Genomic DNA, 18,859 nt, shown 5'->3' with positions numbered 1-18,859 from the left:
ACCTGGCGGTGTGCGACGGGTTTAGGTTGGAGGTCATGGCTCCGCGGATCAACAAGGACACCCGGCTGTGCATCTCCCTCTCGGGCCGGCCCAGCAACATCGGCACCCGATTCCACAACTACCTGTACGACGAACTCGGCCTGGACTACGTGTACAAGGCGTTCGCGCCCACGGACATCGAGGCCGCGGTCACGGGCATCCGCGGGCTCGGTATCCGCGGTGCGGGGGTGTCGATGCCGTTCAAGGAGAAGGTGATCCCGCTCGTCGACGTGATGCACGAGTCGGCCCGCGCGATCGATTCGGTCAACACCATCGTCAACGAGGACGGGGTGCTGCACGCCTACAACACCGACTTCCAGGCGGTGCTGGACCTGCTCCGCGACCACGGCGTCGATCCGGCTCTGTCGGTCGCGGTCGCGGGCAGCGGCGGCATGGCCAAGGCGGTGGTCGCGGCGGTCCGGGAACACGGCTTCACCGACGTCACCGTCGTCGCGCGGAACGAGGCCGCCGGGACCGCCCTCGCCGACCGGTACGGATACGTGTGGCGCGCCGGCCTCGGCGACTCCTCCCCCGCCGCGCTGATCAACGCGACCCCGATCGGCATGGCGGGCGGTCCCGACGCCGACGCGCTGCCGTTCCCGTCCGCCGCGGTCGAGGCCGCGACGGTGGTCTTCGACGTGGTCGCGATGCCACCCGAGACACCGCTGATCCGGGCGGGACGCGCCCACGGTCACACGGTCATCACCGGCGCCGAGGTGATCGCGCTGCAGGCGGCGCTGCAGTTCGCGCTGTACACGGGCGTGACCCCGACACCCGACCAGGTGCGCCGCGCGTCGGAGTTCTCCCGCTCCTGACGTTGCCGCTCACGGCCGGTCGCGCAGTTCCTCGGCCTTCGCGAGCAGAACGGCGCGCTCCCGTTCGTTGCCGGTCAGCCGCGCAGCCTCGAGCAGCTCGGCGCGGGCTTCGTCGATGCGGCCCAGCTGCCGGAGCAGCTCGCCGCGCACGCTCGGCAACAGGTGGTAGCCGGCGAGTTCGCCGTCGGCGACGAGCTTGTCGACGTATTCCAGCGCGGGCGCCGGGCCGTACGCCATGGACACGGCCGCGGCGCGGTTGAGTTCGACCACCGGCGACGACGCGACCTGCCCGAGCGCCTCGTAGAGAAGCACGATCGTCTCCCAATCGGTGTCCTCGAAAGTTGCTGCGCGCGCGTGACACTCGGCGATCGCCGCCTGCAGGGCGTACGGTCCGCGACCCCGGCCGACCGCGTCGGCCCGGGCGAGAGCCGCGACGCCGCGGGTGATCTGGGCGCGATCCCAGCGCGTGCGGTCCTGGTCGGCCAGCAGGATCGGTTCCCCCGTCGGCGTGGTGCGGGCACCGAATCGCGCCGCCGTGAGTTCCATCAGGGCGACGAGCCCGTGGGCTTCGGGTTCCTGCGGCACGAGCTCGGCGAGGATCCGGGCGAGCCGCAACGCCTCGGCCCCGAGATCCGTCCGCATCCATTCGGACCCCGAGGTCGCGGCGTATCCCTCGTTGAACACCAGGTAGAGCACATTGAGAACGGCGCCCAGCCGGTTCGCGAACTCCGCACGCGGCGGCACCTCGAACGGAACCTTGGCCGCGGTGAGGGTCTTCTTGGCGCGAACGATGCGTTGCTGCACCGTCGCGGTGGGGATCATGAAGGCGCGGGCGATCTCCTCGGTGGTCAGGCCGCCGACCACCCGGAGCGTCAACGCGACCTGCGCTTTGCGGCCCAGGACCGGGTGGCACGCGATGAACATCAGCCGAAGCACGTCGTCGTCGATGCGATCGGGATCCCAGGCCTCGTCGTCGAAGCGCGACGCGTCGAGGTCGCGCGCGATCGCCGCGTAGCGCTCGTCGAGCAGGTCCCGGCGCCGCCACCCGTCGATCGCCCGGCGTTTGGCGACGGCGGTCAGCCAGGCCGCGGGGTTACGGGGAACCCCGCCGGCCGGCCACTGCTCGAGGGCTTCGAGCAGCGCTTGGCCGGCGAGGTCCTCGGCGAGATCGAGGTCACCGACGATACGGGTCAGCGCTGCAACGATTTTCGCCGATTCGATGCGCCACACCGCCTCGACGGCCCGGCGTGCGCTGTCTGCGTCGGCGTTCTCGGCCACGGGCTCAGCCGGTGATCGGCCGGTCCGTGCCCAGCTGCTCGCGCCAGCCCGCTTCCTTCTGGATGTACTCGTTGGTCTGGTCGAAGTCCTCGAGCTCGTTCACCCTGCGCACTTCCAGTTTGCTGCCCGGGCCCAGGGGGCAGCGCCGGGCCCATTCGGCTGCCTCTTCCTTCGTCGCGGTCTGGATGATCCAGAAGCCGGAGAACAGTTCCTTCGTCTCGCCGTAGGGCCCGTCCGACACGAGCGGAGGATCGGAGTCGAAGTCGACGACGAATCCGTCCTCGGGGTCGGACAGCCCTTCCCCGGCGAGCATGACACCCGCCTTGATGAGCTCTTCGTTGTATCGCCCCATCGCGTTGACGATTTCCGTGAAATCCGCTTCCTTCGACGCTGCGAGCGCCTGGTCGGTGACTCGCAGGATCAGCATGTACTTCATGAGGTTCTCCTCCGTCACGGGACCGCATCTCCGGTCCGTTCACGTACACGTCGAGCAGCGCGGCCGTCGATCGACACTTCGCGGAGAATTTCTCGGCTCCGTGGGCCGACGGCATCGACCGTAGTCGGATCCACGGACGAGGAGGGCCGAATTCAGATCGTCCGAGCCTCCTCGAGCAGATCGAGAACCTCGCCGGCCACGGCGGTGGCGATCCGCATCTCGGCACGTGTCGCGTCGCGGGTCGTGGGATTCTGCAGACCGAAGTTGTTGACCCACGCGACCGTCCGGGCGGATTGGAACATCAACGTCGTGGTCCGCTCGGCGCCGAGCAGATCGCCGACGAACCAGCCGGTGAAGAACGGTCCGAGGTCGGTGCCGTACACGGCCTTGAACTCTTCGGCGATGCGCGGTGCGGCGGCGACGAGGGCGTTCCCGAAAGTGTAGAAATCGCGGGTGTGTTCGGGACCGGATCCGATGGTGACGAGCGCTTCGGGGAAGTCGGTGACGAGATGCGCGACGATCGCCGCGGTCAGCACCCGGCCGGGACTGCGATCGCACTGCTCGGTGAGCGCGAACGCGTCGGCCCAGTGCGGCGCCGGGGTTCCGCCGGTGACGTATTCGTGCAGGTTCGCGACGTACAGGCGCACGACCTCGACGGCAAGATCGCTCGCCCACTGCTCGTCGTCGTAGCTGCCGGCGTTGAGCGTCGGACCGGTCAGCTCGAGGATCTCGTCGAACGCCAGCACGAACGTGCCGCGATAGTCGCCACTGTGGACGAGCAGCTCGCGCAGCCGCGCGATGCGGTCGCGCGCGGCGTCGAACGAGTCGATACCGGCGGGATCGGTGACCTCGGCGAGGCGGGCCTGTTCGAATCCGGAGGCCGCGGGTACGCACTGCGACGAGACAGGGGCACCCGTATCCGCGGCGCCTGCGGCGGGAGCAACCAGGGCACAACCGAGTGCGAGAACTACGGCCGATGTCGCGAATCCAGTCAATTTACGCATCCTAAAAAAATACAAATTTCTGAACCCTAAGCAAGTACTAAATTAAAAATCCTAAGAAAATAAATGTGCACCGAGAATGCCTCTATTTGTCCGCCGTGGCGGTGCACGAGCGGACGCCGCGGCCCGGGCTGCGGCAGAATCCCGTCGGTGACCACCGACTCGCAGACACCGGTTCCGCTCTCCCAGCCGATCGGCGCCGGAATCGTCACGGCCCTGGTCGGATTCACCAGTTCGTTCGCGGTCGTGCTCACCGGCCTGCACGGAGTGGGCGCATCGGGGCCGGAGGCCGCATCGGGCCTGCTCACGCTGTGCGTGACACAGGGCGTCGGCATCCTGTGGCTGGCACGGCGCTACCGCACCCCGATCACCCTGGCCTGGTCGACGCCGGGCGCCGCCCTGCTCGCCGGGACCGGTGCGGTCGCCGGGGGCTGGCCCGCCGCGGTCGGCGCGTTCGTCGTGGTCGGGCTGGCCGTTGTGCTGACCGGCCTCTCACCGCACCTGGGACGCCTGATCGCGGCGATCCCGACATCGCTGGCGCAGGCCATGCTCGCCGGCGTCCTGGTGCCGTTGTGTCTGGCCCCGGTGACCTCGCTGGCAGCGGATCCCGCGGCGATCGCCCCCGTCGCGCTGACCTGGCTGATCGTGCTGCGGTTGCGCCCGCGGTGGGCGGTCCCGGCCGCATTCGCCGCGGCCGCGGTCGTGATCGCGATCGGCTTGGCGCGCTCGGGAACTCGTCCGGCGCCGACGGATCTGCTGCCGTCGCTCTCGTTCACCGCACCGGCGTGGACCTGGCAGGCGCTGCTCGGCATCGCGTTGCCGCTGTACATCGTGACGATGGCCTCGCAGAACATCCCCGGAACCGCGGTGCTCTCGTCGTTCGGCTACCGAACGCCCTGGCGCGCAGCGATGGCGGTGACCGGACTCGGAACGGTGCTCGGCGCCCCCTCCGGCGGGCACGCCATCAACCTGGCGGCGATCAGCGCGGCCCTGTCAGCGGCGCCCGAGGCCGACCCGGACCCGAACCGCCGCTGGGTGGCGGCGTGGACAGCCGGCTGGTCGTACCTGGCACTCGCCCTGCTGTCCACCGCGGTGGCGACCCTGGTGGCGCTCGCCCCGGCCGGGGTCGTCGAAACGGTTGCCGGGCTTGCACTACTGTCCACCTTGGGCAGCGCGCTCGCATCCTCGTTGCGCGACACCGACGGTCGCGAAGCCGCGGTCGTGACGTTCCTGGTCGCGGCGTCGGGGCTGAGCGCCTTCGGCATCGGAGCGGCCTTCTGGGCGCTGGTGGCGGGTCTCGCGGTGCGCGCGGTCCTGTCGTTCGAACAGTCGAATTCAGGTACAGGAAAGGTTGTGGAGCGGTAACGATTCGGCCCGAGCAAGCCTCGACGGTCTCTCTTCAGGTGAAGTTCGATGCTTCCTGACACAATGATCTAGTGACCAACCGCCAGCCGACGACTCCCGACGCGCAGCCCGACCCGGCCCGCTTCCCGGCGCTGTGGCCGATGCAGACACGTTGGGCGGACAACGACCACTACGGCCACGTCAACAACGTCACCTACTACTCGTACTTCGATTCCGCGGTCAACGGCTGGCTCATGGCGACGACCGGCGTGGACATCCGCGAGCTCGACGCCATCGGTGTGGTCGCCGAAACCTCCTGCCGCTACATCGCGGAACTCTCGTTCCCCGACCGATTGCAGGTGGGCATCGACGTCGACCGCCTCGGCAAACGCAGCATCACCTACCAGCTGGCGATCTTCCGCGAGGGCCCGGACGGCGCGCTGACACCGGCAGCGACCGGGCGTTTCGTGCACGTCTACGTCGACGCGCGCACGCGCAGGCCGGTACCGATTCCGGACGAGATCCGCAAGGCCGTGATGCAGCTGGTCAAGGGCGCGCCGGAACGACCGGCATCCTGAACCGTAGCCCTTACCAAGCATCCGCTTGGCAGGGTATTCATTTACCGGATTAGACTTCGTCGGGACTGTGCAGTTCCATCCAGAGGAAGTGATCCGAAGACATGCGCGATGCAGTGATCGTCGAGGCTGTACGTACCCCCATCGGCAAGCGCGGCGGCGGCCTGTCCGGCGTCCACGCCGTCGAGCTCTCCGCCCACATCCTCCGCACCATCGCGGAGCGGACCGGAATCGACCCCGCCCTCGTCGACGACGTGCACTGGGGCACCGTCCAGTCGGTGGGCATGCAGTCCGGCAACATCGGCCGCATGGCCGTGCTCGGCGCCGGCTGGCCCGAATCCGTCCCCGGCTTCACCATCGACCGGCAGTGCGGCTCCTCCCAGCAGGCCATCTCGACCGCCGCGGCCGCCGTGATCTCCGGCCAGGCCGACCTCATCGTCGCCGGTGGCGTCGAGATCATGTCCGCGATCCCGCTCGGCTCGTCCTCCCCCGAGGGCACCGGCCCGATGGGCGGCCCGGCCCGCGACCGCTACTCCGAGGAGCTCACCGCTCCCGGCTTCAACGGCCGCTTCAACCAGGGCGTCGGCGCCGAGATCATCGCCCGGCAGTGGGGTCTTTCCCGCACCGAACTCGACGAATACTCGGTGCAGTCGCACGAGCGCGCCGCCCGCGCGCAGGACGAGGGCCTGTTCGCCGACGAGACCGCCCCGGTCACCCTGCCCGACGGAACTGTGATCGACACCGACGAAGGCGTGCGCCGCGGTTCGACCGTCGAGAAGCTCGCCGGGCTCAAGGCTCCGTTCCTCGAGAACGGCGTCGTCACCGCCGGTAACGCCTCGCAGATCTCCGACGGCGCGTCCGGCGTCCTCGTCACCACCTCGGAGAAGGCGAAGGCCCTGGGCCTCACCCCGCTCGCGCGCGTCCACACCGCCGTCGTGACCGGCGACGATCCGGTCAAGATGCTCACCGGCCCCATCCCGGCGACCGCGCTGGCGCTGAAGAAGTCGGGTCTGACGATCGACGACATCGACGCCTTCGAGGTGAACGAGGCGTTCGCGTCGGTGCCGCTGGCGTGGCTGCGCGAGACCGGTGCCTCGATCGAGAAGCTGAACCCGCTCGGCGGCGCGATCGCGCTCGGTCACCCGCTCGGCGGCTCCGGTGGCCGTCTGGCCGCGACGCTGATCCACCACCTGCGTCGCACCGGTGGTCGCTACGGTCTGCAGACCATGTGCGAGGGCGGCGGCACCGCCAACGCCACCATCTACGAGATCCTCTAACCGCGGAACGGTCCGTGGGCGGCGGCAGGGCCCAGCAGTGCCGCCGCCCCGGCCACCAGCGCATCGCGCCAGTGCGCGTAGTCGTGGCCACCACAGAACTCGCGATAGTCGACGTCGAAGCCCTTCGCGCGCAACAGGTCCCGAACCTCGCGATTCTCCTCGATCAGCCGCGGTTCGAGTTCGCCCGCGGTCATCCAGAATCTCGAGCCGTGCGTCGCGAGGTCGTCGAGTTGCCGCTGTACGGACTGCGCCGTCTCGTCGGGTTGCCCGGGCATACCGGGTCGCGGCCACCAGAACGACCCGGACAGGCTCACCGCACCACCGAAATGCTGCGGAGCGTGCAGCGCCGCGTAGGTGGCGGCGAGCCCGCCGTAGCTCGATCCACCCACCAGGACGGAATCCGCCGCGCCGGTCGCATTCCACTCCGCCCGCAGCCACGGCAGGAGGTCGCCGGTGAGCGCTTCGAGAAATTCTGCGCTGCAGGGAAGTTCGCGTGATCGCGTCGCGGGATCGATGCTGTCGATCATCACCACCAGCGGAACACGCACGCCGCGTTCGGCGAGCAGGTCGAAGGCCGGCGCGTGCGGGATCTCCACCGCCGCGACCTTGCCGTCGAACACCACGAGGACGGGACGGTCGGCCGCGGCGAGTCCGGGAGGCTCGTAAAGCCATATCCGGCGACGCACACCGGCGAGTTCACGCGTCACCTCGGTCGTGGTGCCGCGCGCCGGCCCGGCCGAGTGCGCCCACCAGCGCTGGGCCGGCGCGCCGGGCATCACCGCTTCGGAGCGGGATCGCTGACCCATGAAGGAGAAACTCGGCAGCCGATTGCAGGGGTCGGTCACCAGATCACCGAGGACACCGCGCCACCATTCCCACTCGGTCTCGCCCTCCGACGGACGCATGATGGGTTCGGTCCGCGGAAGGAACCCGTATCCGCCGCGCCATGCCTCGGGCAGCAGGACGGACACGGCCCAGAGGTCGCTGTCCCCGAGCGGTTTCAGCGCGTGCGCCTCGGGGTCGTGCCGGTCGGTGATCCCGTTGGCGTCGAGGTAGACGTGGCGGATACCGGAATCGGCGGGGACCCGGTACACGAACGTGGCGGTCACCGTGCCCGGCGGTCCCGGATCGATCAGCGGGGAACCTTCGTCCCGCAGGCGTCGCTCCACCAGCTCCGCATCGAGCACATGGACCCCCCTACTTAGGAAACGCTCACCTAACAGTAGGGTACAGCGCATACCACTGTTGCCTTACAGGAGGATTCCGTTGTCCCAGAGAATGCCTCGTCGCCGAGGCCTCGTCACCCGGTTCGCGGTGGCGCTCGGCGCGCTTGCGATCGGCGCCGCCACCGTGGCGTGCTCGTCGGACGAAGACGCCGCGGAGACGTCCCCGACATCGGCACAGTCGGGTGAATGGCCGCGCACCGTCGAGACCGCCGACGGCCCGGTCACGCTCGACACCCGGCCGGAGCGGATCGTCTCGACGAGTGTCACGCTCACCGGCTCCCTGCTCGCCCTCGACGCACCGCTCGTCGGGACCGGCGCCCAGCCCCCGAGCTCCGGCGGCAACTCGGCCACCGACGAGCAGGGCCTGTTCCGGCAGTGGGCCGACGTGGCCGCCGAGCGGGACGTCGAGACGCTGTACCAGGGCGAGATCAACGTCGAGCGGATCACCGCGGCAGCGCCCGATCTCATCGTCGTCTCCGCCAGCGGTGCCGACTCGACGAAGGACAGCTACGACGTGCTGTCCCGGATCGCTCCCACCCTGGTCTTCGACTACACCGACAAGTCGTGGCAGGAGATCACCACCCAGCTGGCCGACGCCATCGGCGCCGAGGACCGCGCCGCCGAACTGATCGCCGAGTTCGACACGAAGGTCGACGAGGCCCGCGCCGCGATCGCACCCGCACTCGCGGAGTCCAGCGAGGCCAACATCCTCACCTACAACTCCCCGCAGGACTCACGGATCTTCACCGCCGTGTCGGCGCAGGGCCAACTCGCCGAGCGCCTCGGAATCGTGACGGCACCGCTGCCCGAGGACATCGCGAACGCCGACAAGGGGACGATGGCCGGACGCGCCGACGTCGTGCCCGCAAGCGTCGAGAACCTGTCTCGCGCCCTTCCCGGCGCCATCACGTTCATCATCAGCGCGGACGCGTCCGCCGAGGAGCGAATGAAGGCCGATGCGCTGCTCGCGGGAATCCCGTCGGTGCAGTCGGGCAAGGTCTACGCGCTGGGCTACGACAGCTTCCGCCTGGACTACTACAGCGCGAACAACGTCGTGGACCGCATCGTGGAGGCACTGACGTAGCTCGCGTCCGACGCGGACAGGACGAGGGGCCGGGCACCTGCGAGGTGCCCGGCCCCTCGCCGTTCCGGACGCTGGGCACCCGGCCCGATCGGCCGATGCCGCAGGACGTCAGCCCTGCGCCAGCCGCCGCAACAGCGGGGCGGTGCGCTGCGGCACCAGCTCCCGCATCACCAACGCCATGTTGGTGCGCTCGACACCCGGGATCTCGAGGATCTGCCCGGCCAGCCGGTACAGGTCGTCCGCGTCGGTCGCGACGACCTTCACCGACAGGTCCGTCTGCCCCGCCATGCCGTACACCTCGGTGACCTCCGGGATCTCCGCCAGCGCCGCGACGACACTGTCGAGCCGGTGCTGGTCGACCCGCGTCGCAACGTAGGCGGCGAGCGGATAACCCAGCGCGCGCGGGTCGACGCGTCGCTCGAACGACGCGAGCACCCCCTCCGCCTCCCAGCGCGCGAGCCGCGCCTGGACCGTGTTGCGCGACAATCCGAGCCGCGCCGCCAACTCCACTCCCGTCGCCCGCGGCGTGCGGGTCAGCTCGAGCAGCAGCCGGGCGTCGGTCGCATCCGGACTGGTCACATTCCGCAGTATGACACCGCATGACCCCCTCGAACCGTGCGTTCTGCACAGTCGCGGCCGAACCGATTGCGCAGCTGTCCCCGGCGTGGATGATGTGAAGTACAACACAGGTATGCCCGGGGATCGCCCCACAAGGGCGCCCGGGCCGACCCGAACGAGGTGGTCACGGTGGTCGACAAGATTGCCTATCCGGTCCAGCTGATCCAGCCGGACGGCCGACGGGTTCACAACCCGGAGTATTCCGCGCTCGTCGCCGATGTCGGCCCCGAACGCCTGCGCACCCTCTACCGCGACCTCGTCGTCGTGCGGCGCATCGACACCGAGGCAGTCGCCCTGCAACGCCAGGGCGAACTCGGCCTGTGGGCTCCCCTGCTCGGCCAGGAGGCCGCGCAGGTCGGATCCGCGCACGCGCTCGAACCCGACGACTATGTCTTCACCAGCTACCGCGAGCACGGCGTGGCCTGGTGCCGCGGCGTCGATCCCGCGGACATGACGCGAATGTGGCGGGGCTGCTCGCATTCCGGCTGGGATCCGGCGACCGTCAACACCACCAACCCGGCGATCGTCGTCGGATCGCAGGGCCTGCACGCGACCGGCTATGCGATGGGCGCCCGTCTCGACGGTGCCGAGATCGCGACCGTCGCCTACTTCGGCGACGGCGCCACCAGCCAGGGCGACATCTCCGAGGCCCTCGGCTTCGCGGTGAGCTGGAGTGCCGGGGTGGTGTTCTTCTGCCAGAACAACCACTGGGCGATCAGCGCCCCGGTGCACGTGCAGAGCCCGGTGGCACTGGCCCACCGGGCCGCCGGCTTCGGGATGCCCGCCGTGCAGGTCGACGGCAACGACGTCCTCGCCGTCCTGGCCGTCACCCGGCAGGCCGCGCGCCGCGCCCGCGAAGGCGGCGGACCGACGTTCATCGAGGCCCTCACCTACCGCATGGGTCCGCACACCACGTCCGACGACCCGACCCGCTACCGCACCCCCGCCGAACTGGAGGAATGGCGGGCACGCGATCCGCTGACCCGGGTGCGGCTGTTGCTCGACCGCGAGGGTCTCGCCGACGACGACTATCTCGCCACGGTCCAGGCCGACGCGGACGCCGCCGCGGACCGGCTGCGCACGGGCACGCTCACCGCCCCCGACCCCGAACCGCTCTCGATGTTCGATCACGTCTACGCCACCGAGCACCGGATGCTCGCCGATCAACGCGCCCGCTACGGCGAATACCTCGCCGGGTTCGACACCGCACAGTACGAGGAGGCACGGTCATGACCACCACCACGATGGCTCTCGGCGCCGCCCTCAATGCCGGGTTGCGGCGCGCGCTCGAACACGACCGCAAGGTCGTGATCATGGGCGAGGACGTCGGCCGGCTCGGCGGCGTCTTCCGCGTCACCGACACGTTGCAGAAGGACTTCGGCACCGACCGGGTCTTCGACACTCCCCTCGCCGAATCCGGCATCGTGGGAACGGCTTTCGGCATGGCGCTGCGCGGATACCGGCCGGTGTGCGAGATCCAGTTCGACGGGTTCGTCTACCCGGCCTTCGACCAGATCGTCTCGCAGGTCGCGAAGATCCACTACCGCACCGCGGGTACGGTCACCGCGCCGTTGACGATCCGCATTCCGTACGGCGGCGGGATCGGCGCCGTCGAGCACCATTCCGAGTCCCCCGAGGTGTATTTCACGCACACCGCGGGCCTGCGGGTGGTGAGCCCCGGCACTCCGTCGGACGCCTACTGGATGATCCAGCAGGCGGTGGCCCTGGACGATCCGGTGATCTTCCTCGAGCCGAAGCACCGGTACTGGGATCGCGGCGAGGTCGACCTCGACACCCCGCCGGAACTGCCGCTGGACCGGGCGCGCGTCACCCGGCCGGGCACCGATGTCACGCTCGTGACGTTCGGCGCGATGCTGACGACGACCCTGCAGGCCGCGGATATCGCTGCGGACGAAGGACATTCGATCGAGGTGATCGATCTGCGATCGCTGTCGCCGCTCGACGTCGACACCGTCGAGGCGTCGGTGCGCCGCACCGGTCGGCTCGTGGTCGCGCAGGAGGCTCCGGTGAATTGCGGGCTCGGCGCCGAAATCGCCGCGCAGATCTCCGAACGGTGCTTCTATCAGCTGGAGGCGCCGGTGCTGCGGGTCGGCGGATTCGACATCCCGTATCCGCCGGCGAAACTCGAGGCGTACCACCTACCGGACCCCGACCGCATCCTCGATGCCGTCGACCGCAGCCTCGCCGCCTGAGGGGACACACCGCCTGAAGGGACACGCCGAATGAACCAGTCCGTCAAGGAATTCCGGATGCCGGATCTCGGTGAGGGACTGACCGAGGCCGACCTCGTCTCCTGGACGGTGGCCGTCGGCGACCGCGTCGAGCTCAACCAGGTCGTCGCGGAGGTGGAAACGGCGAAGGCAGTGGTGGAGTTGCCGTCGCCGTTCGCGGGGACGGTGGCAGAACTGCTCGCCGAGCCCGGAACGACGGTGCCGGTCGGGGCACCGATCATCCGGATCGCGGTGCCCAGTGAGGGTCCCCACGACGCCGGTGCCGAATCGCATACCCCGGTGCTCGTCGGCTACGGTCCCGGCCGCCCACCGGTGAGCAAACGGGCCGCCCGGACGCTCGCGCAGGCCGGGCCGACGACCGACAGGACCTCGGGAAACGGGCACAGCGCACCGCACCTGCACGCCGAGCCACCCCGCCCGGACGCGAAGCCGTCGGCGCGACGTGAGGCCAAACGCCTCGGCATCGACCTGGCGACCGTGACCGGAACCGGCACCGGCGGGGTCGTCACCCGCTCGGACGTGCGGCGCGCCGCGGACCGGGCCGCCCGCACCGAACCCGGCGAGGAGACGCGGGTGCCGATCACGGGGGTGCGCAAACGCACCGCCGAGGCCGTGACCCGCAGTGCATTCACCGCGCCGCACGCGACGGTGTTCCTCACGTGCGACGTCACCGCGACCGTCGAGCTGGTCGAGCGGCTGCGCACGCATCCGTCGTTCGCGGACCGGCATCCGACCGCCCTGACGATCGTGGCGGCGGCGTTGCTGCGCGCGGTCGCGGACCAGCCGATCCTCAACGCGACGTGGGATCAGGACGCCGGTGAGATCGCGACGCGCACCTACGTGAACCTGGGCATCGCGACCGCCACCGACGAGGGGCTGATGGTCCCGGTGATCCGGAACGCGCACGCCCTGACGCTGCCCGACCTGGCCGGCGCGATCGCCACCGTCACCGCGACCGCGCGCGCCGGGCGCGCAACACCCACCGACCTGACGGGCGGCACGATCTCGATCACGAACGTCGGGGTGTTCGGCGTGGACGGCGGCAGCCCGATCCTCGTGCCGGGTGAGGCGGCGATCCTCGCCGTCGGGGCGATCGCGCCGCGTCCGTGGGTGGTCGACGACGCGCTCGCGGTGCGCCGGGTGGTCACGCTGTCGTTGTCGTTCGATCATCGGCTCGTCGACGGCGAGCAGGCGGGGCGGGCACTCGCGGCGATCGGCGGATTCCTCGGCGACCCGGTGCCCGCGCTGCTCGCACGCTGACCCGCGCGGGTGAGGAACCCGCCGCGGTGCCGGTAGCGTCGGGTTCCGTGACCGATCCCGCCTATCGGCGTGCCCGAGCAGCCGTCTTCGCCGTCTTCGGACTCAACGGGTTCCTGCTCGCGATGTGGGTCGTGCACATTCCGGCGGTGCAGCAGCGCGCGGGGATCGGCAACGCGACCCTGGGAACGCTGCTGCTGATGCTCGCGGTCGGCGCGATCGTCGGCATGCAGGCGACGGGGCGGCTCGCCGACCGGTTCGGCAGCGACCGCACCACCACGATCGCCGCGAGTGCCCTGGCGGTCACGGTGGCCGGTCCGGGTCTGGCGTCGCAGGGCTGGCAGCTCGCCGTCGCACTGGTGCTGTTCGGGTTCGCGAACGGCGCCCTGGACGTGTCGATGAATTCGCAGGCGGTCGTCGTCGAACAGCGTTACCGGCGGCCGATCATGGCGGCCTTCCACGGGCTGTTCTCCGTCGGCGGTGTGGCCGGGGCACTGGTCGGGGCGGCGACGCTCGCCGCCGGCTGGGCTCCGGCGATGTCGCTGGCCGTCACGGGTGCGATGGGGCTGCTGGTGGTCGCGGTCGCGTCCGGGCAGTTGGTGCGGGTGCCGCCGCATCCCCACCACGTCGATGCGGCTCCGCGCGGCGGGTATTCGCGGCGGGTACTGCTGCTCGGCGGGCTCGCGTTCATGCTGATGCTGTGCGAGGGCGTCGCCAACGACTGGAGTGCCCTGCAGGTCAAGGAGCGTCTGGGCAGCCCGGATTCGGTGGCGGCACTCGCTTTCGGGGTGTTCTCGGCGACGATGACGATCGGCCGCTTCACCGCGGATCGGATCACCGCGCGGATCGGCCCGGTGGCGTTGGTGCGGTACGGCATGCTGGTCGCCGCCGTCGGTATGGGCACGGTGATCGTCTCGCCGTGGCTGCCGCTGACCCTGGCGGGGTGGGGACTGTTCGGCGCCGGTCTCTCGGGGGCGGTTCCGCAGTTGTTCACCGCCGCGGGGAACATGACGACCGGCGCGCCGGGCGCGAACATGTCGCGGGTCGTCGGGATGGGCTACATCGGTTTCCTGGCAGGTCCGGCGTGCATCGGCTGGTTGTCGGAGGCGGCGTCGCTGACGGCGGCGATGGCGGTGCCGCTGGCGTGCGTGCTGGCCGCGTCGGCACTGGCCCCGAACGTGCGCGAGGGCGCCCGCGCAGCAGATGTGCGCGGGCGCCCCTGAAAGCGGCTGCGGGTCAGAGGACCTTGAGTTCCTCGGTGACCTCGCCGACCATCTTCTTCGCGTCGCCGAAGAGCATCGACGTCTGATCCGCGGTGAACAGCGGGTTGTCGATGCCGGCATAGCCGGAGGACATGGACCGCTTGAGCACGATCACCGACTTGGACTGGTCGACGTTCAGGATCGGCATGCCGTAGATCGGGCTCGACGAATCCAGACGCGCGGCCGGGTTGGTGACGTCGTTGGCGCCGATGACGATGGTGACGTCGGTCCGGCTGAACTCGCCGTTGATGTCGTCCATCTCCTTCATCGCGTCGTACGCGACGTCGGCCTCGGCGAGCAGCACGTTCATGTGGCCCGGCATGCGACCGGCGACCGGGTGGATGGCGTACTTGACCTCGACGCCACGCTGCTCGAGCAGCTCGGCCATCTCCTTGACGGCGTGCTGCGCCTGCGCCACGGCCAGACCGTAGCCGGGCACCACGATGACCTGGTTGGCGTAGGCCATCTGGATCGCCGCATCCGCCGCGGAGGTCGCCTTGACGGTGCCACCGGACGCGGAGACCACGCCGCCGGAACCGCCGTCGCCGCCGAAGGAACCGAACACGATCGCCGGGATCGAGCGGTTCATGGCCTTGGCCATGAGGTTGGTCAGGATCGAACCCGAGGCGCCGACGATCATGCCGGCGACGATCATCGCCTGGTTGTTCAGCGCCAGACCCGCGGCGGCCGCGGACAGACCGGTCAGGGCGTTGAGCAGCGAGATGACGACGGGCATGTCGGCGCCGCCGATCGGGAGCACCACGAACAGGCCCATCAGGCCGGCCACGACGAGCAGCGCGACGATCCAGATCGCCGGGGTCGGCGCGTTGGCCGGGTCCGCCTGCAGACCGATGTAGATCGCGATCGCGATCGCGGCGACCGCCAGGACGATGTTGGCGAGCTGGAACAGCTTCGCCGACGCGACGACCTTCTTCTCGAAGTTCTTGTTCAGCAGTTCCTGCAGCTTGGAGAACGCCACCAGCGAACCCCAGAACGAGACCGAGCCGATGATCGCGGCGAACAGCGAGCCGACGATGAACGGCACCGACGGCACGTCGTCGACGGTCGTGAAGCCGTTCGAGTCGAGGAACTCGGCCCACGCGATCAGCGCGACGGTGCCACCACCGACGCCGTTGAACAGCGCGACCAGCTGCGGCATCGCGGTCATCTTGGTCTTCAGTGCCGGCGGCACACCCAGGATCACACCCACGGCCAGGCCGCCGACGATCAGACCCCAGTTCTCGGTGTCACGGATGTCGATGAGCACCGCGATCACGGCGATCGCCATGCCGGCCGCGGCGATGTAGTTGCCGCGGACCGCGGTCTTCGGGCCGGTCAGGCCCATCAGACCGTAGATGAACATCGCGAACGCGACGATGTACAGGATGGTCACCAGGTAACTCATCGGGCGTCAGCTCCCTTCGACTCCGCCGACGCCTTCACAACGTCCTTTTTGGGCTTGAACATCGCGAGCATGCGGTCGGTGACGACGAAGCCGCCGACCACGTTCAGGGTGCCGAACACCAGCGCGACGAACAGGATGATCTTGATGCTCCACGGGGCGTCCCCGGGCAGGTGCCCGAGCACCACGAGCGCACCGAGCACCACGATGCCGTGGATGGCGTTGGTGCCCGACATCAGCGGCGTGTGCAGCGTGTTCGGGACCTTGGAGATAACGGCGAACCCGACGAATCCGGCAAGGACCAGAATGGCGATGTTCGCGAGCAGTTCGGTGTACATCTACGCGTTCTCCTTCGAGCGGGTCACGCACGCGCCGTCGAGGATCTCGTCGGAGAAGTCCGGTGCCAGCGCGCCGTTGTCGTCGAGCATCAGCTCGAGCAGGGCGGCGACGTTCTTCGAGTAGAGCTCGGATGCGTGCTCGGGCATCGTCGCGGGCAGGTTCAGCGGCGAGCAGATCGTCACGCCGTGCTTGACGACGGTCTGTCCGGGTTCGGTCAGCTCGCAGTTGCCGCCGGTCTCGCCGGCGAGGTCGACCACGACCGAGCCGGGCTTCATGCCGTTCACCGCGGCAGCGGTGACCAGACGCGGCGCCGGACGGCCCGGCACCAGCGCGGTCGTGATGACCACGTCGAAGCCCTTGATGGCCTCCTCGAGAGCCTGCTGCTGCTGGGCGCGCTCGGCGTCGGTGAGTTCGCGGGCGTAGCCGCCCTCACCGGCCGCGTCGATCCCCAGATCGAGCCACTGCGCACCGACCGAACGCACCTGATCGGCGACCTCCGGGCGCACGTCGTATCCGGTGGTGCGACCACCGAGACGCTTGGCGGTGGCCAGCGCCTGCAGACCCGCGACACCGACGCCGAGCACCAGCACGGTCGCGGGCTTGACGGTGCCCGCGGCCGTGGTGAGCATCGGGAAGTAGCGCGTGGCCTCCGACGCAGCGACCAGCACCGCCTTGTAGCCGGACACGTTCGCCTGCGACGACAGCGCGTCCATCACCTGGGCACGCGAGATGCGCGGGATCGCCTCGACGGCGAACGCCTGCACTCCGGCCGCAGCGAGCGCGCCGATCTGGTTTTCCGCATTGCGCGGCGCCAGGAACCCGATCAGGGTCTGGCCCGAGTGCAGCCGCGCGACCTCCGCATCCGACGGAGGCGCGACCTTCACCACGACGTCCGCGGTCCAGGCGTCACCGATCGTGGCACCGGCCTCGACGTACAGCTCGTCGGGAATCAGTGCCGCCTCGCCGGCACCGGCCTCGACGACGACGTCGAGACCCTTGCCGATCAGAGACGGAACAATCTTCGGGACCAGCGCGACGCGACGCTCACCGTCGTTCGTTTCGCGAACGACGCCGACGGTCGGACGACGCTGTGCCTCTCTTCCCGTGCTCAATCCTTCGGTATCCAACTTCCCCTGACTCCTGCTTCGAATGAGGGCCTCACCGCGAGAGCGGCGGGCTGCGTACATCGAGGCCACGGCAGTACACGCCGGCCTGATGAGCTAAAGCAGACCTACCGTGGTGGCGACGACACTGCAACCGCTTGCTTTTGTCTGAATCGAGTCCGAACAAGGATGCAGTGCGAGAATTGTGATGCAGCTCACTTCACAGTACGAGCGTACCGCTGGTGAATGCAAAGCCCGAGGAGGAGCCGATGGAACGTCGCACAGTCGACGTCGAACGCGTCTACGACCACCCCGCAGACGAGGACGCGTTCCGTGTCCTGGTGGACCGTCTGTGGCCGAGGGGGCTCCGCAAGGACGCGTTCCACTACGACGACTGGGCGAAGGACCTCGCGCCCTCCGCAGAGCTGCGCAAGTGGTACTCGCACGACGCCGCGTTGTTCTCGGAGTTCCGCACCCGTTACCTCCACGAGCTGACCACGGAGGCCGGACGCGAAGCCGTCGCCCGGCTGGATCGCCTCGCCGACGGACGCCCCCTGGTGTTGCTCACCGCGACCCGCGATCTCGACCACAGCGGCGCCGTGATCCTCGCCGAGCATCTGCGGGAGGCCCGGTGACGGCCCGCGACCCCGACCTCGGCGGGGACCCGGTGTGCTGGCTCGATCGGGTGTGCCCGGAGTGTGGGCTGTTCCTCGACGACCACGTCCTCGAGAGCACGGCCGGGCAGTGCCCACGCTGCGGTCACCCGCGCGACACCGGGCACACCGATCCCCTACCGTCACCGCAATGAGCGTTCCCTCCGAGATTCTCGGCCTGGCCCGCGCCGCGCGCCGCGTCGCCGTCCTGACCGGCGCCGGCATGTCCGCCGAGAGCGGCGTCCCGACCTTCCGGGACGCGCAGACCGGCCTGTGGTCCCGGTTCGACGCCGCCGCCCTCGCGACCCCCGAGGCGTGGCACGCCGACGCGGAGACGGTGTGGGCGTGGTACCAGTGGCGCGTGGCGCTGGTCCGGAAGGTCGAACCGAACGCCGGCCATCTCGCGCTGGCCGACTGGGCCCGCGACACGGACGTCCACATCGTCACCCAGAACGTCGACGATCTGCACGAACGCGCCGGCAGTGTCGTCAGCGCGCACCTGCACGGCAGCCTGTTCGCGCCGCGGTGCGCCGACTGCGAGGCCGCCGCCGAGCTTCCGGATCCGCCGGCCGAGCCGGTGGCCCGGCTGACGCCGCCGACGTGCAGCCGGTGCGGGGGCCGGGTCCGTCCGGGTGTCGTGTGGTTCGGCGAACTGCTGCCCCGCGCACCGTGGGACGCGGCGACCGAGGTCGTCGCCGATGCCGACCTGCTGCTCGTCGTCGGCACCTCCGGGATGGTGTACCCCGCCGCCGGGTTGCCCGCGCTGGCCCGCGATCGCGGCGTGCCGGTCGTCGAGATCGGGCCCGAGCCGACGGAACTCTCGGACCGCGTCGACCACGTGTGGCGCACGACCGCGGCGATCGGATTGCCCGCACTGGTGGCGGCGTTACAGTGACGA

General features: G+C 69.7%; 20 protein-coding genes. 12 read left to right on the top strand and 8 right to left on the bottom strand.

Going from position 1 to position 18,859, the window contains the following annotated elements; translation table 11 throughout:
* The first annotated feature begins 35 nt into the window (after positions 1 to 35).
* On the top strand, positions 36 to 854 hold the full coding sequence (locus tag ACWDTS_RS09450) for a shikimate 5-dehydrogenase (protein WP_197252417.1): 819 nt from the start codon (positions 36 to 38) through the stop codon (positions 852 to 854).
* Positions 855 to 863: 9 nt separating this feature from the next.
* Here the strand turns inward: ACWDTS_RS09450 and ACWDTS_RS09445 are convergent, their stop codons facing one another.
* The 3 genes from ACWDTS_RS09445 to ACWDTS_RS09435 all read right to left on the bottom strand — a co-directional run bounded on the left by ACWDTS_RS09445 (position 864) and on the right by ACWDTS_RS09435 (position 3,572).
* Positions 864 to 2,132 (bottom strand): RNA polymerase sigma factor, encoded by a 1,269-nt coding sequence (locus tag ACWDTS_RS09445; RefSeq protein WP_197252416.1) that lies wholly within the window; start codon positions 2,130 to 2,132, stop codon positions 864 to 866.
* 4 nt (positions 2,133 to 2,136) lie between these two features.
* Positions 2,137 to 2,568 (bottom strand): YciI family protein, encoded by a 432-nt coding sequence (locus tag ACWDTS_RS09440; RefSeq protein ID WP_197252415.1) that lies wholly within the window; start codon positions 2,566 to 2,568, stop codon positions 2,137 to 2,139.
* A 152-nt stretch (positions 2,569 to 2,720) separates the two neighbouring features.
* Complete coding sequence (locus ACWDTS_RS09435) at positions 2,721 to 3,572, bottom strand: DUF5995 family protein (protein ID WP_450118024.1); 852 nt, start codon at positions 3,570 to 3,572, stop codon at positions 2,721 to 2,723.
* 147 nt (positions 3,573 to 3,719) lie between these two features.
* On the opposite strand from ACWDTS_RS09435, the gene ACWDTS_RS09430 reads away from it, so the two are divergent.
* From ACWDTS_RS09430 to ACWDTS_RS09420, 3 genes are all read left to right on the top strand, one after another.
* Positions 3,720 to 4,934 carry a benzoate/H(+) symporter BenE family transporter gene (locus ACWDTS_RS09430; protein WP_307846229.1) on the top strand — a complete coding sequence of 405 codons (1,215 nt, stop codon included), beginning with the start codon at positions 3,720 to 3,722 and terminating at the stop codon, positions 4,932 to 4,934.
* A 71-nt stretch (positions 4,935 to 5,005) separates the two neighbouring features.
* Positions 5,006 to 5,491: an acyl-CoA thioesterase gene (locus tag ACWDTS_RS09425; protein ID WP_307846227.1), complete on the top strand. Its 486-nt coding sequence runs from the start codon at positions 5,006 to 5,008 to the stop codon at positions 5,489 to 5,491.
* Positions 5,492 to 5,592: 101 nt separating this feature from the next.
* Positions 5,593 to 6,765 carry a thiolase family protein gene (locus tag ACWDTS_RS09420; RefSeq protein WP_197252412.1) on the top strand — a complete coding sequence of 391 codons (1,173 nt, stop codon included), beginning with the start codon at positions 5,593 to 5,595 and terminating at the stop codon, positions 6,763 to 6,765.
* Here ACWDTS_RS09420 and fes read toward each other — a convergent pair.
* Positions 6,762 to 7,952, bottom strand: a complete 1,191-nt coding sequence (gene fes, locus ACWDTS_RS09415; RefSeq protein WP_307846226.1) for an enterochelin esterase — start codon at positions 7,950 to 7,952, stop codon at positions 6,762 to 6,764. The two genes, ACWDTS_RS09420 and fes, sit on opposite strands and share 4 nt — an antisense overlap.
* 79 nt (positions 7,953 to 8,031) lie before the next feature.
* Here fes and fepB point away from each other — a divergent pair, with 79 nt between their 5' ends.
* Entirely contained in the window at positions 8,032 to 9,075 is a 1,044-nt protein-coding gene (gene fepB / locus ACWDTS_RS09410) for a Fe2+-enterobactin ABC transporter substrate-binding protein (RefSeq protein ID WP_231610589.1), read from the top strand.
* A 108-nt stretch (positions 9,076 to 9,183) separates the two neighbouring features.
* On the opposite strand, the gene ACWDTS_RS09405 is transcribed toward fepB, so the two are convergent.
* Positions 9,184 to 9,654 carry an Lrp/AsnC family transcriptional regulator gene (locus tag ACWDTS_RS09405; protein WP_197252410.1) on the bottom strand — a complete coding sequence of 157 codons (471 nt, stop codon included), beginning with the start codon at positions 9,652 to 9,654 and terminating at the stop codon, positions 9,184 to 9,186.
* Between the two features lie 168 nt (positions 9,655 to 9,822).
* Between ACWDTS_RS09405 and pdhA the strand changes: the two genes are divergently transcribed.
* The 4 genes from pdhA to ACWDTS_RS09385 are packed head-to-tail and all read left to right on the top strand — an operon-like array spanning position 9,823 to position 14,425.
* A complete protein-coding gene (gene pdhA / locus ACWDTS_RS09400) occupies positions 9,823 to 10,926 on the top strand; it encodes a pyruvate dehydrogenase (acetyl-transferring) E1 component subunit alpha (RefSeq protein ID WP_197252409.1) in 1,104 nt (367 codons plus the stop codon).
* Positions 10,923 to 11,906 carry an alpha-ketoacid dehydrogenase subunit beta gene (locus tag ACWDTS_RS09395; protein WP_197252408.1) on the top strand — a complete coding sequence of 328 codons (984 nt, stop codon included), beginning with the start codon at positions 10,923 to 10,925 and terminating at the stop codon, positions 11,904 to 11,906. The genes pdhA and ACWDTS_RS09395 overlap by 4 nt, the downstream gene beginning before the upstream one ends.
* Before the next feature lie 30 nt (positions 11,907 to 11,936).
* Positions 11,937 to 13,205, top strand: coding sequence for a dihydrolipoamide acetyltransferase family protein (locus tag ACWDTS_RS09390; RefSeq protein WP_197252407.1), 1,269 nt, complete (start codon positions 11,937 to 11,939; stop codon positions 13,203 to 13,205).
* A 47-nt stretch (positions 13,206 to 13,252) separates the two neighbouring features.
* Positions 13,253 to 14,425, top strand: a complete 1,173-nt coding sequence (locus ACWDTS_RS09385; protein WP_450118023.1) for an MFS transporter — start codon at positions 13,253 to 13,255, stop codon at positions 14,423 to 14,425.
* A gap of 13 nt (positions 14,426 to 14,438) precedes the next feature.
* Here ACWDTS_RS09385 and ACWDTS_RS09380 read toward each other — a convergent pair whose 3' ends face one another.
* Genes ACWDTS_RS09380 through ACWDTS_RS09370 form a run of 3 tightly spaced genes read right to left on the bottom strand, consistent with a single transcriptional unit; the run spans position 14,439 to position 17,317 of the window.
* On the bottom strand, positions 14,439 to 15,869 hold the full coding sequence (locus tag ACWDTS_RS09380) for an NAD(P)(+) transhydrogenase (Re/Si-specific) subunit beta (protein WP_197250205.1): 1,431 nt from the start codon (positions 15,867 to 15,869) through the stop codon (positions 14,439 to 14,441).
* Positions 15,866 to 16,204 carry an NAD(P) transhydrogenase subunit alpha gene (locus ACWDTS_RS09375; protein WP_197250204.1) on the bottom strand — a complete coding sequence of 113 codons (339 nt, stop codon included), beginning with the start codon at positions 16,202 to 16,204 and terminating at the stop codon, positions 15,866 to 15,868. The genes ACWDTS_RS09380 and ACWDTS_RS09375 overlap by 4 nt, the downstream gene beginning before the upstream one ends.
* Positions 16,205 to 17,317 (bottom strand): Re/Si-specific NAD(P)(+) transhydrogenase subunit alpha, encoded by a 1,113-nt coding sequence (locus ACWDTS_RS09370; RefSeq protein WP_374068498.1) that lies wholly within the window; start codon positions 17,315 to 17,317, stop codon positions 16,205 to 16,207.
* A gap of 260 nt (positions 17,318 to 17,577) precedes the next feature.
* Between ACWDTS_RS09370 and ACWDTS_RS09365 the strand changes: the two genes are divergently transcribed.
* The 3 genes from ACWDTS_RS09365 to ACWDTS_RS09355 are packed head-to-tail and all read left to right on the top strand — an operon-like array spanning position 17,578 to position 18,856.
* On the top strand, positions 17,578 to 17,943 hold the full coding sequence (locus ACWDTS_RS09365) for a DUF488 domain-containing protein (RefSeq protein ID WP_197250202.1): 366 nt from the start codon (positions 17,578 to 17,580) through the stop codon (positions 17,941 to 17,943).
* Positions 17,940 to 18,116 carry a hypothetical protein gene (locus ACWDTS_RS09360; protein ID WP_197250201.1) on the top strand — a complete coding sequence of 59 codons (177 nt, stop codon included), beginning with the start codon at positions 17,940 to 17,942 and terminating at the stop codon, positions 18,114 to 18,116. Before ACWDTS_RS09365 ends, ACWDTS_RS09360 begins: the two co-directional genes overlap by 4 nt.
* Positions 18,113 to 18,856 (top strand): SIR2 family NAD-dependent protein deacylase, encoded by a 744-nt coding sequence (locus ACWDTS_RS09355; protein WP_231609793.1) that lies wholly within the window; start codon positions 18,113 to 18,115, stop codon positions 18,854 to 18,856. The genes ACWDTS_RS09360 and ACWDTS_RS09355 overlap by 4 nt, the downstream gene beginning before the upstream one ends.
* Positions 18,857 to 18,859 lie beyond the last annotated feature (3 nt).

The sequence above is a fragment of the Rhodococcus sp. NPDC003383 genome, assembly GCF_053589115.1.
Note: the sequence above shows the minus strand (reverse complement) of the source record. Positions and strands in the feature narration are given on the sequence as shown.

What these genes read in the sequence shown, in the direction of transcription:
- ACWDTS_RS09440 (WP_197252415.1), bottom strand. Translation starts at nt 2,568, where the DNA reads ATGAAGTACATGCTGATCCTGCGAGTCACCGACCAGGCGCTCGCAGCG.
- ACWDTS_RS09365 (WP_197250202.1), top strand. Translation starts at nt 17,578, where the DNA reads ATGGAACGTCGCACAGTCGACGTCGAACGCGTCTACGACCACCCCGCA.
- ACWDTS_RS09420 (WP_197252412.1), top strand. Translation starts at nt 5,593, where the DNA reads ATGCGCGATGCAGTGATCGTCGAGGCTGTACGTACCCCCATCGGCAAG.
- ACWDTS_RS09355 (WP_231609793.1), top strand. Translation starts at nt 18,113, where the DNA reads ATGAGCGTTCCCTCCGAGATTCTCGGCCTGGCCCGCGCCGCGCGCCGC.
- ACWDTS_RS09450 (WP_197252417.1), top strand. Translation starts at nt 36, where the DNA reads ATGGCTCCGCGGATCAACAAGGACACCCGGCTGTGCATCTCCCTCTCG.
- ACWDTS_RS09375 (WP_197250204.1), bottom strand. Translation starts at nt 16,204, where the DNA reads ATGTACACCGAACTGCTCGCGAACATCGCCATTCTGGTCCTTGCCGGA.
- ACWDTS_RS09380 (WP_197250205.1), bottom strand. Translation starts at nt 15,869, where the DNA reads ATGAGTTACCTGGTGACCATCCTGTACATCGTCGCGTTCGCGATGTTC.
- ACWDTS_RS09395 (WP_197252408.1), top strand. Translation starts at nt 10,923, where the DNA reads ATGACCACCACCACGATGGCTCTCGGCGCCGCCCTCAATGCCGGGTTG.
- ACWDTS_RS09435 (WP_450118024.1), bottom strand. Translation starts at nt 3,572, where the DNA reads ATGCGTAAATTGACTGGATTCGCGACATCGGCCGTAGTTCTCGCACTC.
- ACWDTS_RS09390 (WP_197252407.1), top strand. Translation starts at nt 11,937, where the DNA reads ATGAACCAGTCCGTCAAGGAATTCCGGATGCCGGATCTCGGTGAGGGA.